At 42.6% G+C, this 15,825-nt stretch carries 14 protein-coding genes; 9 read left to right on the top strand and 5 right to left on the bottom strand.

The genetic code is table 11. From position 1 onward, the window contains the following. Window positions 1-53 precede the first annotated feature (53 nt). On the bottom strand, window positions 54-1,523 hold the full coding sequence (gene modF / locus L4D09_RS17715; RefSeq protein ID WP_428458845.1) for a molybdate ABC transporter ATP-binding protein ModF: 1,470 nt from the start codon (window positions 1,521-1,523) through the stop codon (window positions 54-56). A gap of 304 nt (window positions 1,524-1,827) precedes the next feature. Here modF and L4D09_RS17720 point away from each other — a divergent pair, with 304 nt between their 5' ends. Beyond that, window positions 1,828-2,502: a hypothetical protein gene (locus tag L4D09_RS17720; protein ID WP_428458846.1), complete on the top strand. Its 675-nt coding sequence runs from the start codon at window positions 1,828-1,830 to the stop codon at window positions 2,500-2,502. A 64-nt stretch (window positions 2,503-2,566) separates the two neighbouring features. On the opposite strand, the gene L4D09_RS17725 is transcribed toward L4D09_RS17720, so the two are convergent. From L4D09_RS17725 to L4D09_RS17740, 4 genes are all read right to left on the bottom strand, one after another. Then, window positions 2,567-4,309, bottom strand: a complete 1,743-nt coding sequence (locus L4D09_RS17725; protein WP_428458847.1) for a methyl-accepting chemotaxis protein — start codon at window positions 4,307-4,309, stop codon at window positions 2,567-2,569. A 148-nt stretch (window positions 4,310-4,457) separates the two neighbouring features. Then, complete coding sequence (gene uxuA, locus L4D09_RS17730) at window positions 4,458-5,642, bottom strand: mannonate dehydratase (protein WP_428458848.1); 1,185 nt, start codon at window positions 5,640-5,642, stop codon at window positions 4,458-4,460. Between the two features lie 145 nt (window positions 5,643-5,787). Beyond that, entirely contained in the window at window positions 5,788-6,573 is a 786-nt protein-coding gene (locus tag L4D09_RS17735) for an FCD domain-containing protein (RefSeq protein WP_428458849.1), read from the bottom strand. A gap of 105 nt (window positions 6,574-6,678) precedes the next feature. Continuing rightward, window positions 6,679-7,662 (bottom strand): TRAP transporter substrate-binding protein, encoded by a 984-nt coding sequence (locus tag L4D09_RS17740; RefSeq protein ID WP_428458850.1) that lies wholly within the window; start codon window positions 7,660-7,662, stop codon window positions 6,679-6,681. A 301-nt stretch (window positions 7,663-7,963) separates the two neighbouring features. Here L4D09_RS17740 and L4D09_RS17745 point away from each other — a divergent pair, with 301 nt between their 5' ends. From L4D09_RS17745 to L4D09_RS17780, 8 genes are all read left to right on the top strand, one after another. Continuing rightward, window positions 7,964-8,476, top strand: a complete 513-nt coding sequence (locus L4D09_RS17745; RefSeq protein WP_428458851.1) for a TRAP transporter small permease — start codon at window positions 7,964-7,966, stop codon at window positions 8,474-8,476. Window positions 8,477-8,496: 20 nt separating this feature from the next. Then, on the top strand, window positions 8,497-9,798 hold the full coding sequence (locus L4D09_RS17750; RefSeq protein ID WP_428458852.1) for a TRAP transporter large permease: 1,302 nt from the start codon (window positions 8,497-8,499) through the stop codon (window positions 9,796-9,798). A 74-nt stretch (window positions 9,799-9,872) separates the two neighbouring features. Next, on the top strand, window positions 9,873-11,336 hold the full coding sequence (locus tag L4D09_RS17755; RefSeq protein WP_428458853.1) for a fructuronate reductase: 1,464 nt from the start codon (window positions 9,873-9,875) through the stop codon (window positions 11,334-11,336). A 65-nt stretch (window positions 11,337-11,401) separates the two neighbouring features. Next, window positions 11,402-12,826: a glucuronate isomerase gene (gene uxaC, locus L4D09_RS17760; protein WP_428458854.1), complete on the top strand. Its 1,425-nt coding sequence runs from the start codon at window positions 11,402-11,404 to the stop codon at window positions 12,824-12,826. Continuing rightward, the gene (locus L4D09_RS17765; RefSeq protein ID WP_428458855.1) at window positions 12,823-13,767 is read left to right on the top strand and encodes a sugar kinase; all 945 of its coding nucleotides are present in this window, start codon (window positions 12,823-12,825) and stop codon (window positions 13,765-13,767) included. Before uxaC ends, L4D09_RS17765 begins: the two co-directional genes overlap by 4 nt. A 52-nt stretch (window positions 13,768-13,819) precedes the next feature. Further along, entirely contained in the window at window positions 13,820-14,446 is a 627-nt protein-coding gene (locus L4D09_RS17770) for a bifunctional 4-hydroxy-2-oxoglutarate aldolase/2-dehydro-3-deoxy-phosphogluconate aldolase (protein ID WP_428458856.1), read from the top strand. An 83-nt stretch (window positions 14,447-14,529) separates the two neighbouring features. Beyond that, window positions 14,530-15,210, top strand: a complete 681-nt coding sequence (locus L4D09_RS17775) for a hypothetical protein (protein WP_428458857.1) — start codon at window positions 14,530-14,532, stop codon at window positions 15,208-15,210. Beyond that, window positions 15,198-15,698, top strand: coding sequence for a YgjV family protein (locus L4D09_RS17780; protein WP_428458858.1), 501 nt, complete (start codon window positions 15,198-15,200; stop codon window positions 15,696-15,698). Before L4D09_RS17775 ends, L4D09_RS17780 begins: the two co-directional genes overlap by 13 nt. Window positions 15,699-15,825 lie beyond the last annotated feature (127 nt).

The following is a 15,825-nucleotide window of genomic DNA, read 5'->3' on the forward strand; positions in this document are numbered from 1 at the left end:
AATAAGCATGGTAAAAGCCTAAACTAAATATTTAGGCTTCATAGAAGCATCAGTTAGCCTTTAATAATTTTAACTGTAAAAGATTTATGATTACTGCCTTCCCCCCGCCCCTGCGGTACAAACTCAACAAAGTTGGTAATACTTGGTAAAGCATCTTCCTGATGATGTGATACATAGAGCAATTGGCTTAAGTTTTCCTTTGCGACCATTTCTAACGCGTTATACACCAATCGACGACTGAGGAAATCTAAGCCTTGGTACGGCTCATCTAAAATCAACAACAAAGGCTGTTTAATTAAAGCACGGGCAATAAGCAGCAGCCGCTGTTGACCATATTCAAGTTGACGAAATGAAACCGATGCCAAGTCAGACATGTGGAATATTGCTAACCATTCTCTCGCTTGGTTGATCTCATTCTGGCTCGGCTGTTGGTACAGACCAATCGAATCATAAAAGCCAGAAAGTACGACATCGAGAGCACTGCACGATACCCGGTATTGCAAGTGTAAAGCCGATGACACCATGCCTATATGTTGTTTGATGTCCCACACGGTTTCACCACTACCACGCTGCATACCGAATATAGAAATATCATTACTATAACACTGTGGGTGATCACCAAAAATCAAGCCAAGTAAGGTACTTTTTCCGCAACCATTAGGGCCTCTAACCTGCCAGTGCTCGCCGTTATTAACTCGCCAATTCACATTCTGAAAAATCAGTTTATCTATGTACTCGACCTTGCCATTTGTTAACTCCACTAACGGATCTGGCATAGCCGCTTGATGACGTTTTTTACGAATTAATGTAAGTACTTCCTCACTTCGTTCAGCAGATTGGGCTTTTAGTTGCTGCAGTACAGGGTGATGTAGCCACTCATCACGCGTCAGGGTTTGGGCTAGATTACCACCATCAAATAGTGCGATATGGCTAATACAATCGGGTAACTCATCCTCTCGTGAAGTCACTAGCAGAAATTGCACACTATCACTTAAATTATTGAGTAATAGTGACAAATCACGCTGGTGCTGGATATCAAGTCCAGCATATGGTTCATCTAACACTAGCAGTGATGGTTTAGGTGCTAAAGCTCGAGCCAACATCAGTCGTCGCGTTTCCCCAGTCGAGAGCATACGAAAACCACGCTCTCGCAGTGCCACTAAATCAACCTGCTCTAAAATGGCTTCCAGTTCACTGACATCTGCACAGCATTCGCGCACCAGCTGCTCAACCGTCGAACCAGAATCAATCCTATCGAGGAAGTCGGTGTCGTCTTTTTTAATTTCAGCCTCTAACAGTGCTTGCTGACGAGCAAGCGACATCACGCCAACCTTCTCAGGTAAGCCAAGAATGTTCCCTGAGCTTGCTTCAAGGTCGCCGCTAATTAAATCTACAAGGAGGGTTCCTGCTTGGCCGTAACTAGAAAAAATAGCCCAATGTTGGTTTGATTGAACTTGCCACTCAGGAATAGATAGGTCAGTAGTTGCGCTTTGATAGTGGAGTTGGGTAAACGTAATGGACATAAATTAGCATTCCTTGCTGGTATAAAGGCAAAAAGTCATAACCTTCTATCCTATGCCCTGCTAACTTTTTGCTCAATAGCTTATCGACTTGCCTAGTTACAATGTTCAGAGCCCCCCCCTCTAACTTAACCAATTACATTAACAAGAAATAAAAATATTCATTCAAGTGTCCATATTTTTTACAGTTTCACGTTAAAAGATATCAAAATACAATATAAATGATTGATTATATTAACAATTAAAATTTGGCATAAAGATTGCCATCTATTGAATCACACATATTAATTCATCGAGGTTTGTTGTGATGAGCAATATAATTCGTTTAGTCTTTTCTTTACTTTTGATCCTTCAAGTATCTTCAGCACATGCTGCTCTAATTTGGGATAATAACCTAACACCAGATGGGTTTAATGGACGAGCGACATCACCACCAGCTTTTCCCGATATTAGAGTGACTGATGATGTTAGCTTTACTCAGTCAATGACAATTACTGAATTTCACTTTACTACCGTTGATGATAATGGTTTTAACCCTAGTAACTTAATCGAGTTTTATGTATACAGTAATCTTGCTGGACAACCAGATTCCTTACTAAATACAATAAGTACATCCAACTTTTCACGCACGGCAGCTGGCGGAACACTATTTGGGCGGCCAGTTTACAACTACTCAATACTAGGGCTGAATTTAGACCTTACCGCAGATACGTATTGGATTGGATATCGCCTCAGTAATGCCTCTGGTAGCGGAACAAGCTGGTGGATGACTTCTGATGGAGGTCCAGACGGCAGCTCATCATCAACTGGCTTTTTCTCTCTTGATTCAGGAAATACTTGGAATGCGGAAGGCAATGGCTGGCACCACGCATTTACTCTTTACGGCGAAGTACCTGCCCCTTCAAGCATACCTTTAATCACCAGCTTTTTATTTGTTATTACACTATTACGTAGATTACAAAACAAAAGTGTCAAAAAGTAATCATTGAGTACCTCCAATGGTAACTTGCTATTGGAGGTATTCAAATGTGCGCGATTATATTCTATTAGTTGATTTTAAAGCTCCCCACCATGCCATTAAGCTGGCTATTGGTCACAGCAAGTTTCTCGCTGCTTGCAACGGTATCTTCTGCATTATTGTTTAGCTCACGGATCATGTCATGAATAGCTATCATGTTCTGATTCACATCTTCCGTAACGACACTCTGCTCTTTGGCAGACTCTGCAATTTGAGCGGTCAAGTCGTTAATCTGACGAATAGATCCCGTCATAACATCTAATGAACCCATCACATTTGCTGTGTGTTCAACGGTTTGGCTGCAACTGCCTTTTGTAGTTTCCATTGACTGTACAACAACAGATGTAGCCTTACGTAAGTCAGACAACATAGCATCAATTTCAGAGGTACTTTGCTGAGTTCTCGCTGCCAACGCACGTACTTCGTCCGCGACCACGGCAAAGCCACGCCCTTGTTCCCCTGCTCTTGCCGCTTCAATAGCTGCATTTAGGGCGAGTAAATTAGTTTGTGCGGCTATTTCACCAATGACATGAAGTACACCATCAATTTTTTCAAAATCATCACTCATTGTTTGGATTGAGGATGACATGCCATCGACCTCTTCAGCCAAAGCATTAACACTGAGTGAAGCTACACGAACCACTTCTTTTGATTTTTCCGCTTCGATATTCGTTTGCTGGGTAAACTCAGAGGCTTGAATACCACTTTGCGCAACAGAATCAGCCGTCGCACTCATCTCATTGATTGCGGTTACCACTTTTTCTGTTTCTTGGGTATGACGGTTAAGCAGTGATTTATTCGACTCTGCTTTGGTTTTAAGCTCAACCACTTCTTTCTGTATCTCATTGTTTGATTGTGCAACGTCCTGCATCATCCGTTGAAGGTTTGCTATAAAACTATTAATGCCTATCGCAATTTTGCCTAAATCATCATTGCTATACACATCAAGACGGCGCGTTAAATCAGCATCCCCGCTCGACAAACCAACAATAATATTACGAAGCGAACTCAGGTGTTTAAAAATGCTGTTAATGATCACAATACTCAGTGGGATTATGATCATAGAAACAAGTAACAGCGCAAAGGTAATATTTTGACTTAAGGCATTAGTATTTTTCTGGATAAACCCTCTATCGATATAGCCCGTTAACTGCCACTCCTTGCCACCAATGCTTAATGAGTTCGTATATGGGATCAGATCACCCTCAATACGGTTTGAGAAAATTAACGTCCCTTGCGGATCACGCAGCTCCATATAGCTACCTTCAACCGCCGATTGTGCTAGCAACTGCTGAATGTTTCTTAAATCAACATAGAAAATATCACCACTATTGTTACCTCTTGGTATCGTGATGCTGATCAGTGGAGTCTCGTTTTCAAAAAACACATTACTTATTTCTACACCATTTGCTGCTGAAATTTGAGCAATGCGCTGTTGTGCCAATTTGTCATCGTCAATACGACCTTCATCGCTAACGACAATATCTGAGATAACTTTGGTTACTGAGTAAAATCCACTACGTTGTTTTATTTCAGGTAGACCCGTCAAACTCAGTGATAAATTTTCTGCTAGTAGTACATTGTTATTAAAATCTTCTACTAACTTATCATTAACCAAGCTTATTTGTGCATTTATATTTTTAGCATCACTGTCAAAAATATAACGGCTAACATAGTAATTAACACTAAAAAATGACGTTAACACGGTCGCTATTAATATTAATATTAGAATTGATAGGATCTTTATCTTGAATGAGATTTTGCTGGCCATCTTTATTCCCTGTTAGCAGAATGGTTTTGGTTTTTATTAGAATAGCCGTATACATTACAGGTATAGCGGATAAATAAATATAGTTCAGATCGACAAAAACAAAAAAGGCTCAAAGAATTGAGCCTTTAATTAAGGAGAGTTTTGCTATTTATTTTTTAAAAAATGCGCGTTTCAACGCCATTTCCAAACCACGAACTTCAGCAAGACCTTTTAAGCGACCAATGGCTGAATAGCCTGGGTTGGTTTTCTTCTTTAGATCATCAAGCATCTGGTGGCCATGATCAGGACGCATTGGGATTAAGCGCATATCGCCTTTTTCATCACGACGCTGTTCTTCTTCCAAAATGGCCATTACAACATTGTACATATCAACGTCACCATCAAGGTGAGCAGCTTCATGGAAGCTCATTTGGTTCTCTTCACGTTGTGTCGAACGCAAATGCGTGAAGTAGATACGATCACCATGCTGCTTGATCATGTTAACCAAATCATTATCACCACGCACACCGTAAGAACCAGTACACATTGTAATACCATTCATCTGGCTTGGTACTTCTTTAGTCAGCCAATCAATATCTTCAATGGTTGATACAATACGTGGTAAACCAAGAATTGGACGCGGTGGATCATCTGGGTGAACCGCCATCTTTAAGCCGTTCGCATCACAAATTGGCATTAACTCTTTTAAGAAATGTGCCATGTGCTGGCGAAGATCGTCTTTGCTAATACCCGCATAGCGATCAAGCTGAGCTTGGAATTCTTCCAGTGTATAACCTTCTTCCGCGCCAGGAAGACCAGCAATAATATTGCCCGTTAATTTAGCAATATCAGCTTCAGACATATTATTAAAATAGTCCTGAGCTTGAGTTTGCTCTTCTGCTGAATAATCGTTTTCAGCACCAGGGCGCTTAAGAATATGTAATTCAAACGCGGCAAAAGCAATCTGATCAAAACGCAGAGCTTTTGAACCATCTGCCATTTCAAATTCTAAATCGGTACGTGTCCAATCTAAAACAGGCATAAAGTTATAACAAACCGTATCAATGCCACACTCTGCAAGGTTACGTAATGTTTGCTTGTAATTATCAATCCACTGTTGGTAGTTACCTGTTTGCGTTTTAATTTCTTCGTGTACAGGCACACTTTCAACAACAGACCAAGTTAATCCTTTCGCTTCAATAATTTCTTTACGCTTAAGAATTTCTTCTTTAGTCCACACTTCACCATTAGGGATATGGTGTAATGCGTTTACTATACCTGTTGCACCAGCCTGACGAATATCATCAAGGGAAACAGGATCATTAGGGCCATACCAGCGCCAGGTTTGTTCCATGACAATCACCTTTTTACAGACATACTTAACCCGCTTGAACATATTCAAGTTAAGTACTTTTTGACTTTAAAATAACAGTTAAGAATTAACTGTCAGAAATAAAGGCCAATAAATATTGGCCTGCACCATTAATTATTATTGATGCTTATTCACCACTGAGGAGAACAACCGGATTAGAGCTAAATAAATAACCATCAAAATTCGGGTCATCAATATCAGAAAGTTCTAATAATCGTTGCTTTACATTTTCAAGGTGTTGCCACATGGCGTTTTTAGCTGCAATAGGATCTTTACGCTGCATTGCAGCAAGGATCTTAGCGTGATCTTCAAGCCACTCTTCGCGGTAAGCCATATCATTGATGTGAGTATGAAGCTTTTTCCACATCGGACTTTGCTCACGTCGCTCCCAAGAATGCTTGAGCATGTCCACCAGCACTGAATTTTGCGTTGCTTCTGCAATACACAGGTGAAACTGTTCATCACCCGTACAATTTACAGAACCACATGCAATCTCGTTCCGTTCCAATTCAAGTGCGGCGCGCATTTTTACGATATCACTCGGTGTTACTTGAATCGCGGCAAACTCAGCAATATTACTTTCTAGCAACTGCCTTGCTTGCAGCATTTCAAATGGCCCAGCGTCATCGCTAATCACATTCTCGCGACCGTTAGAATGACTAGGAATATTTAAAACATATACCCCGGAGCCTTTCTTTACCTCAACAAGGTTTTCCAGCTCAAGCATGATAATCGCTTCACGTACAACGGTACGGCTAACATCCAGCCTTTCAGCAATGTCACGCTCTGGTGGTAAACGGTCCCCTACTTGGTAATGGCCGTCTATTAACTCTTGTCTTAGTACTAACCCTAACTCTTGATAAGGCCGTTTCGGTTCAAAAGGCATCATGATGATATTGTCACTATTTTCCATTGCACTATTACGCCATCATAATGACCAAATAAAATTGGTCAACCTCTTTATATGAAAGTGTGGCAACACTCTGTATTTATGTATATTTAATTTGCTTTTTAAGCATTATTGAACCGCTTGGATGCGCTCAACAATTTCGTTTAGCTCAGGGTTAGATGTTTCTAGTGCATCATACATTGGCTGTACCGCTTCTACGAAAGCAGCTTTATTAGGTGTAATGAATTTAACACCCAGTTTTTCTGCATTTGCACGCTCTTCAGCTTCAGATTCAGCCCATAGCTTCTTCATCAGTTCCATAGAGTTGTTAGCAGCTGTTTTCAGCGCGTCACGGTGCTCATCAGAAAGGCCATCGTACGCTTTAGTCGAGATAACCAATACATCTGGAACCATGGTGTGCTCGTCAAGGCTGAAGTATTTAGAAACTTCACCATGGCGGCTTAGGCTAAATGATGGAATGTTATTTTCTGCTGCATCAACAACACCTTGCTGAAGTGCAGTATACAACTCGCCGTATGCAAGCGGTGTTGCGCTTCCGCCAAGTGCATTAACCATCGCGATTGCAGATGGGCTTGGCTGAACACGGATTTTCATACCTTTCAGATCTTCAGGTGTGTTAATTGGCTTCGATGTATAGAAGCTACGTGCACCTGCATCATAGTAAGTAACACCAACAAAGCCACTGTCACGTGAAGAAGCAAGAATTTCTTCACCTACTTCACCTTCTTTAACATTGTAATAGTGTGATTTATCACGGAAAAGGTATGGAAGGTTAAAGGCAGCATAAGCTGGTGCGAAAGCTTCAAGCTCAGCAGCGTTCGTTTTCACCATTTCTAGTGCACCGTTCTGCATCAGCTCCATAGACTCACGCTGTGTGCCTAGCTGTGCATCTGGGTAAATACGGATTCGAACTTCACCGTCAGTTAATGAACGAACTTCTTTCGCCATCGCGTCCATTGCTTGGTGAACCGCATGGTCACGTGGGTGGTTGTGGCTTAATTTAAATGTTGTTGTTGCATAAGCAGATGCAGTTGCGCCGAAAGTTAATGCTGCGCCAATTACTGCTGTTAACACATTTTTACGTGTCATCATTATTGTTATCTCCGTAAGATTGGTAATCCATTTGTGTAGGGTAATCTTGGTTACGGGGCTCATATTGTCGTTAAAATAGAAAATCGTCAAAACAAAAAATCGAATTGGTTGACCCAAATCACAATAAACACCCAAAAATTGGTCAACCAATGCTAAGTGTGACGCCCTTCACATGACTTTTTGACTCCCTTACCTATAATCTCAGCCAGAAATGAGCATGCTACTTAGAGACGTGATTAACACCCTCTTGCATTGGTTAACCAAACCTTAAGGCATGCATCCCCATTGAAAGGAACTGAAGATGAATAAACTGGTTGGTTATATAAATAGAGGATTAGCGATGTTTACTGTATCGCTTTCTTCTTTTTTGGTTTTCTGCGTTATTTGGCAAGTAATTTCACGCTACGTTATTGGTAAACCAAGCACTATTACAGATGAGCTTGCCCGCTATCTCTTTATGTGGGTTGCCTTAATCGGCGCAGCCTACACAACAGGCCAAAAACGCCACCTTGCTATCGACCTCCTAACAATGAAGCTCACAGGTAAGCGCAAACTCATCAATGAGATTTTCATTCAGTTTGCCATTGCCGCTTTTGCCTTCATTGTTCTGGTATATGGTGGAACCAACCTTGCACTAAAAACGCTAGCAACAGGGCAAGTAACGCCTGCACTAGGACTTGAAATGGGCTATATCTATTTCTGCCTACCAATCAGTGGCGCACTAATGATTTTCTATTCAGCCGTTTTTGGTTCAGAAAAAGTCAAACAATTGTTTTCTCATCAACCATCTGCCGTTGAAACTCAACAGAATTAATTAAATAAAGGATTACCACTATGGAATGGCAAGTCATTCTCACACTTTTTGGTAGCTTTGCAGTTCTCCTTACTCTCGGGATCCCTGTTTCTTTCGCTATCGGTTTATCGTCGCTTGCAACAATCATGATGAGCTTACCGCTTGAACCCGCGATTGCGGTTGTCGCGCAGCGTATGGCTGCAGGTCTTGATAACTTTGCACTATTAGCTATCCCGTTCTTTATTTTAGCGGGTAACATCATGAACCAAGGCGGCATCGCAATTCGCCTAATTAACTTTGCTAAAGTGCTAGGTGGTCGACTACCAGGTTCACTGGCACACGTAAACGTGATGGCAAACATGATGTTTGGCTCTATTTCAGGTTCTGCGGTTGCTTCTGCTGCTGCGGTTGGTGGCACCATGTCGCCGCTACAGAAGAAAGACGGCTATGACGAACACTTCTCAGCAGCTGTAAACATTACTTCGTGCCCAACAGGCTTACTTATTCCACCAAGTAATACATTAATTGTATTCTCGTTGGTATCTGGTGGTACATCGATTGCAGCCCTGTTCTTAGCAGGCTACATCCCTGGTCTCATTATGGGCCTTAGCTTAATGTGCGTTGCTGGCTTTATTGCTAAGCGCCGTGGTTATCCAGTTGCACCAAAGCCATCATTGGCAGAAGTTTGGGATACGCTACTTAAAGCAATACCTTCGTTGATGCTTATCGTCATCATTATGGGTGGTATCATCGGTGGTATCTTCACAGCGACAGAAGCCTCTGCCATTGCCGTGGTGTACACCTTCATACTTGCTGTACTTATTTACCGTGAAGTGAAATTCCGTGATTTACCGAAAATCATCCTAGAATCAGCAGTAACAACCTCTATCGTACTGCTACTAGTCGGTGCTTCAATGGGGATGTCGTGGGCAATGGCAAATGCCGATATCCCTTACATGATTGCAGATGCCCTACTTGCTGTTTCTGAAAACCCATTGGTTGTTCTATTGATCATCAACATAATCTTATTGATTGTGGGTATCTTCATGGACATGACACCAGCGGTTCTAATATTCACACCAATCTTCTTACCGATTGCATTGGACTTGGGTATTGACCCTGTTCACTTCGGTATCATGATGACCTTCAACCTAGCAATTGGTATTTGTACACCACCAGTAGGTAGCGCATTGTTTATAGGTTGTTCGGTAGCAAAAGTGTCTATTGATAAGATCATCAAACCTCTACTGCCATTCTATGCCGCACTGATTCTTGCACTAATGGCTGTAACCTTTATTCCTCAACTAAGCCTATTCCTTCCTGGTTTAGTACTGGGTTACTAATCAAAGAATAAAAGCACTTCAACACCCACATTAAATATTCCGCCAGCATCGCTGGCGGAATCAAGGACAAGACAATGGATAATATTGCAAACACAAACGTTAATACTCAGGTCATTCGCCCTAATTTCGATCGCTCTGCACTAAAAAGTCGTATCGTTCATCTTGGCTTTGGTGCTTTTCACCGAGCACACCAAGCGTTGTTCACCAACGAAATGTTAGAAAAAACAGGTAGCGATTGGGGTATTTGTGAAATTAACCTGTTCGGTGGTGAAGACCTTATTACCCAACTGCGTGAACAAGACCACCTATACACAGTGGCTGAAAAAGGGGCTGACTCAACAACGGTCAAAATGATTGGCTCTGTCACTGAATCATTGCACCCGAACTTCGATGGCCAACGAGCGGTACTCGCCAAAATGGCAGAAGAGCAAGTTGCCATTGTTTCAATGACCATTACAGAAAAAGGCTACTGCGCTGATCCTGCAACTGGCCGTCTAGATAAAAATAATGGTTTGATTAAAGCTGACCTAGAAAACCCGCGAGAGCCAAAATCTGCAATCGGCTACATTGTTGAAGCACTGCGTATTCGTCGCGAATTAAACCTGAAGCCATTTACTGTCATGTCTTGCGATAACGTACAAGAAAATGGTCATGTCGCGCGTGCTGCCGTTTTAGACTTCGCAAGCCTTGTTGATCAAGAACTAGCAGGTTGGATTGAATCAAATGTGACCTTCCCTTGCACCATGGTCGACCGCATAGTACCTGCAGCAACCCCTGAAACATTAACTGAAATTACTGAGCTTGTTGGCGTTGCAGATCCTTGTGGTATCGCTTGTGAACCATTCCGCCAATGGGTAATTGAAGATAACTTCGTGAACGGTCGTCCAGAGTGGGATGTTGCTGGCGCAGAGTTTGTTGCTGATGTTGTTCCCTTTGAAGAAATGAAACTGCGCATGCTAAACGGCAGCCACTCATTCCTTGCTTACCTCGGCTACCTTGGTGGCTACCAACATATTTCAGACACCATGACTAACGAAAGCTACCGTAAAGCCGCTTTCGACATGATGATGAAAGCACAAGCCCCGACTTTGACCATGCCTGAAGGTACTGACTTGGAAGGCTACGCTAAACTACTGATCGAGCGATTTACCAACCCAAGCTTGAAGCACCAAACATGGCAGATCGCGATGGACGGTAGCCAAAAAATCCCTCAGCGTATGGGCGGCTCACTGCGTCACCACCTCGCGAATGGAACAGACTACAAATGGCTAGCAATGGGCATTGCAGGCTGGATGACATACATCAGTGCCGTTGATGAGAAAACGAATCCAATTGATGTTCGTGACCCAATGGTTGAGCAATTCAAAGCTATCTACGCCGAGCATGGTATTAACACCTCTGTCGTGACAGCCATTTTGAGTATCGAGGCCATTTTTGGTACTGACTTAATTCAGAACGAAGCGTTCGTCACAGAAGTCACTAAAGCATACCAATTAATCATCACCAAAGGCGCTCGCGCTGCTGTAGCTTCTCTTTAATCACCTTTCAGCGCTATCCCTAGCATAAATACAATTAGGAATAGCGCTTTTCTTCGGAGACCGATATGAAAAATTTCCTTTGTGATGACTTTCTCCTATCTAATGAGACAGCTCGCCGCCTATATCATGAATTCGCGAAAGACATGCCGATTTATGATTACCACTGCCACTTAAACCCACAAGAAGTCGCAGAAGATCGTCGCTTTGATAATCTTGGCCAAATTTGGTTAGAAGGCGATCACTATAAATGGCGCGGTATGCGCTCTGCAGGTATCCAAGAATCACTAATCACAGGCAAAGACAGCTCTGATTACGAAAAATATTTAGCTTGGGCAAAAACAGTCCCACAAACCATTGGTAACCCGCTTTACCATTGGAGCCACCTTGAGCTTCGACGTCCGTTTGGTATTACGGGCAAACTATTTGGCCCTGAAACGGCAGAAGGCATTTGGCACGAATGTAATGAAATGCTTGCTACCCCTGAATTTTCAGCTCGCGGTATTATGAAGCAAATGAACGTGGTGATGGCAGGTACAACGGATGATCCTATCCACACGCTAGAGCACCATAAAGCCATTGCTGAAGACGAAAGCTTCGATGTAGAAGTTGCACCAAGCTGGCGTCCAGACCGTGCCTATAAAGTAGAGCTTGATGGTTTTGCGGAATACATGCAGCTACTGGGTGAAGTCGCTGATATCAATATTAGCCGTTTCTCTGATTTATTAACGGCACTTGACCGTCGCCTTGATCACTTCGCCGCTCACGGTTGCCGTGCCGCTGACCATGGTATTGAAATTCTCCGCTATGCGGCAATTCCATCAGAAGCTGATCTTGATAACATGCTGACTCGCCGCTTAAATGGCGAATCATTAGAAGAAAAACAAGTCGACCAATTCACCACTGCCGTTCAAGTTTGGCTAGGCCAACAATATGCGAAACGTGGTTGGGTAATGCAACTTCATCTTGGAGCACAGCGTAACAACAGTACACGCATGTTCAAACTATTAGGTGCTGATGCTGGTTTTGATTCGATGGCAGACCGTCCGTTTGCCCTTGAGCTAGCATCGTTGCTTAATGCGATGGATATGACTGACGAACTACCGAAAACTATCTTATATTGCCTAAACCCTCGTGATAACGAGATGATGGCAACCATGATTGGTAACTTCCAAGGTGGCGGTATTGCCGGTAAAGTGCAGTTCGGTTCAGGCTGGTGGTTCAATGACCAAAAAGATGGCATGGAACGTCAAATGCAGCAGCTGTCTCAACTGGGCTTACTGAGTCAGTTTGTGGGTATGCTAACCGATTCACGTAGCTTCCTGTCGTACACTCGCCACGAATACTTCCGTCGTATTCTATGTAACATGATCGGCCAATGGGTTGAGAATGGCGAAGCACCAAATGATATGAACTTACTGGGTCAGATGATTAAAGATATTTGCTTTAACAACGCAAAATCTTACTTCCGTCTACCTGGAGAGCAAGCATGAAACGTATAGCCATCATCGGCGAATGCATGATTGAGCTTAATGGCGCCCCGTTTGGCGCCATGCACCAAACCTATGGTGGCGATTCTCTCAATACTGCTGTGTACATGGCCCGTACAGCGGGTAAATCGGTGAATATTGATTACATTTCAGCGCTTGGCTGTGATGCAATCAGTGACGGTATGCTACAGCGCTGGCAGCAGGAAGGTATCAATACTGATCACGTACTGCGCGATAAATCACGTCAACCGGGTTTGTATCTCATCCAATTAGATGATCAGGGGGAGCGAACATTCCTATACTGGCGTAACCAGTCAGCAGCACGCTACCTTATTCGTCATCCTGACTTTGCAAAAGTGGAAAGCCATTTACAGAGCGTTGACATGGTTTACGTCAGTGGCATTAGCTTAGCCATTTTACCCGCAGAAGATCGTCAGCAGTTAGTCTCGTTGCTTGGCCAACTGGCTAACAATGGCGTAGAGGTTGCTTTCGATTCCAACTATCGCCCTGCATTATGGGAAAGTGCTAATGAAGCGCGTGAATGTTACAAGCAAGTATTATCTTTCACCAGTCTAGCACTCGTCACTGATGACGATGAAGAAGCTTTGTGGGGAGACATCTCAACACAAGCGACTATCGATCGTTTACAGAAGGCGGGCGTTAAACAAGCAGTACTGAAAGTAGGACCAAAAGGTTGCCTGTATACCGATTTCAACACAGATACGCCTGAGTTAATTGCCACGACTCCAGTAGAAACCGTTGTTGATACAACCTCTGCTGGCGACTCATTTAATGCTGGTTTCTTATCGGGTTACCTGACTGATAAAACACCACGAGAAGCCGCACTACAAGGCCACCAGCTCGCAGGTACGGTGATCCAGCACAAAGGTGCGATTATCCCAAGTAGCGCGACAGCAGAGATGGACTTTAATCTCTCCTTGTAACACTAGCGCGAACCATCGTAGAAAATAAATTCATAGGAAAGGAAGTAATACAATGACCACCATCGCACAACAATTGGCTGAAATTAAAATTATCCCAGTTATTGCTATCGACCGTGCTGAAGACATTATTCCACTAGGCAAAGCCTTGTCTGAAAATGGCCTTCCTGCCGCTGAAATCACGTTCAGATCAGATGCTGCGGCAGAAGCTATTCGCCTACTTCGCGATGCTCAACCAGACATGCTAATTGGTGCCGGTACCGTCCTTAACCGCGAACAAGCTATTGCAGCAAAAGAAGCCGGCGCAACATTTGTTGTATCACCAGGCCTTAATCCAACGACCGTTAAAGCCTGTCAGGAAATTGGCATTGATATCGTACCGGGTGTTAATAACCCAAGTGCAATTGAAGCCGCATTAGAGCTTGGCTTAACTACGTTGAAGTTCTTCCCAGCTGAAGCGTCGGGTGGTATTAATATGTTGAAATCACTTCTTGCGCCATATACAGATATTCAACTCATGCCTACAGGTGGCGTTAACATTAAAAACGTTAAAGACTACCTCGCTATTGACCGTGTTTACGCATGTGGTGGTACATGGATGGTAGACAGAAAAATGATCAACGAAGGTCGTTGGGATGAAATTGGTCGCCTAGCACGTGAAGCCGCTGATCTTGTAAAATAAAATAACACTTTTCATCATAAAGGCTTCCACATATGGAAGCCTTTCTTTTACCCCAAATAAAACTAGCATGGAGCATTAGAAACATGAAAATTGCCTTCCTATACACACTAGAAGCCAATATTGCCCTGTTTAAACCCTATATTAAGCAATACCTTGGGGATAAAAACGTCACGGTTACACATCATGTCAATGAGGCGCTTCTTCAACAAGCGATGAAAGATGGCCCAACACAAAATGTATTAAATACCGTTCAGAAGGCTATTGTCGATATAGACAAAGCTGGTGCTAACTACATTATCTGTACCTGTTCAACCATTGGCGATCTTGCTGAAAGTACCCCCGATGTTTCAGCAAAGGTTATTCGCGTTGATCGAACAATGGCAGATAAAGCCATAACCCATGAACGTATTTTAGTACTCGCCGCTTTAGCAAGTACATTAGATCCAACCCTTAAATTACTTACAGCTTGCGCATCACAACAAAACAAAGCTCCAAGTATTACAACGCAAGTGATCCCTGATGTGTGGGCTTATTATTCTGCTGGTGACACAGAACGTTATGTTAAAGGGATAGCTAATTACATAAACCATCAAGACTCATGCGCCGATATTATCGTACTAGCGCAAGCATCAATGGCTCCTGCAATGACATTCATTCACCCCGCCAATAGTAACGTACTCACGAGTCCAAAATTATGCCTACAACAAATTGCAGCAGAAGTTGATGAGAGACAAGATAAAAAGGGAACCTCATGCCAGAGTTAGACTTTGCTCAAACCATTGGTATTTTCGCTTTTATGGTTGGGGCAAGTGCCTTCTTGCATCAGGACGGGAATAAATTCCGTCTGCACCTAACCGTTTTTCAAGTCATACTATGCAGTCACTTTATATTGATGGGCGCTGTCACTGCAGCATTTGGTTGTGGTATTAGCGCATTACGCAGCTATGCATCCACCAAAACACAGTCTAGTTATGTCATGTGGTTCTTCATAGGCTTACTTTGGGTTATGGGGTTACCCAATATTCAGCACTACTATGAAATATTAACTATCTTTGGTGCATCAGTAGCAACGTGGGGGCTATTTAAAGCTGATGGGCTAAAACTACGCTATTTAATTTTATTCAATTCATTTTGCTGGCTAACAAATAACATACTTCTAGGGTCAATTGGAGGAACCATGATGGAATCAACTTTTATTATGGTAAATCTTTATACAATATCAAGCATGATAAAAAAAAGAAAACTCGCATAAAAAAACACCAAGCATTTGCTTGGTGTTTGCATTAGCACAGTTTTCATTTAAAGAAGTAAAATTGAATATAACTAAACTCCTAAATAAATATTATCACCTTACTATTGAGTTATCAACGATATTAGAG

This window comes from Photobacterium makurazakiensis, assembly GCF_050336715.1.
Classification (GTDB): domain Bacteria; phylum Pseudomonadota; class Gammaproteobacteria; order Enterobacterales; family Vibrionaceae; genus Photobacterium; species Photobacterium makurazakiensis.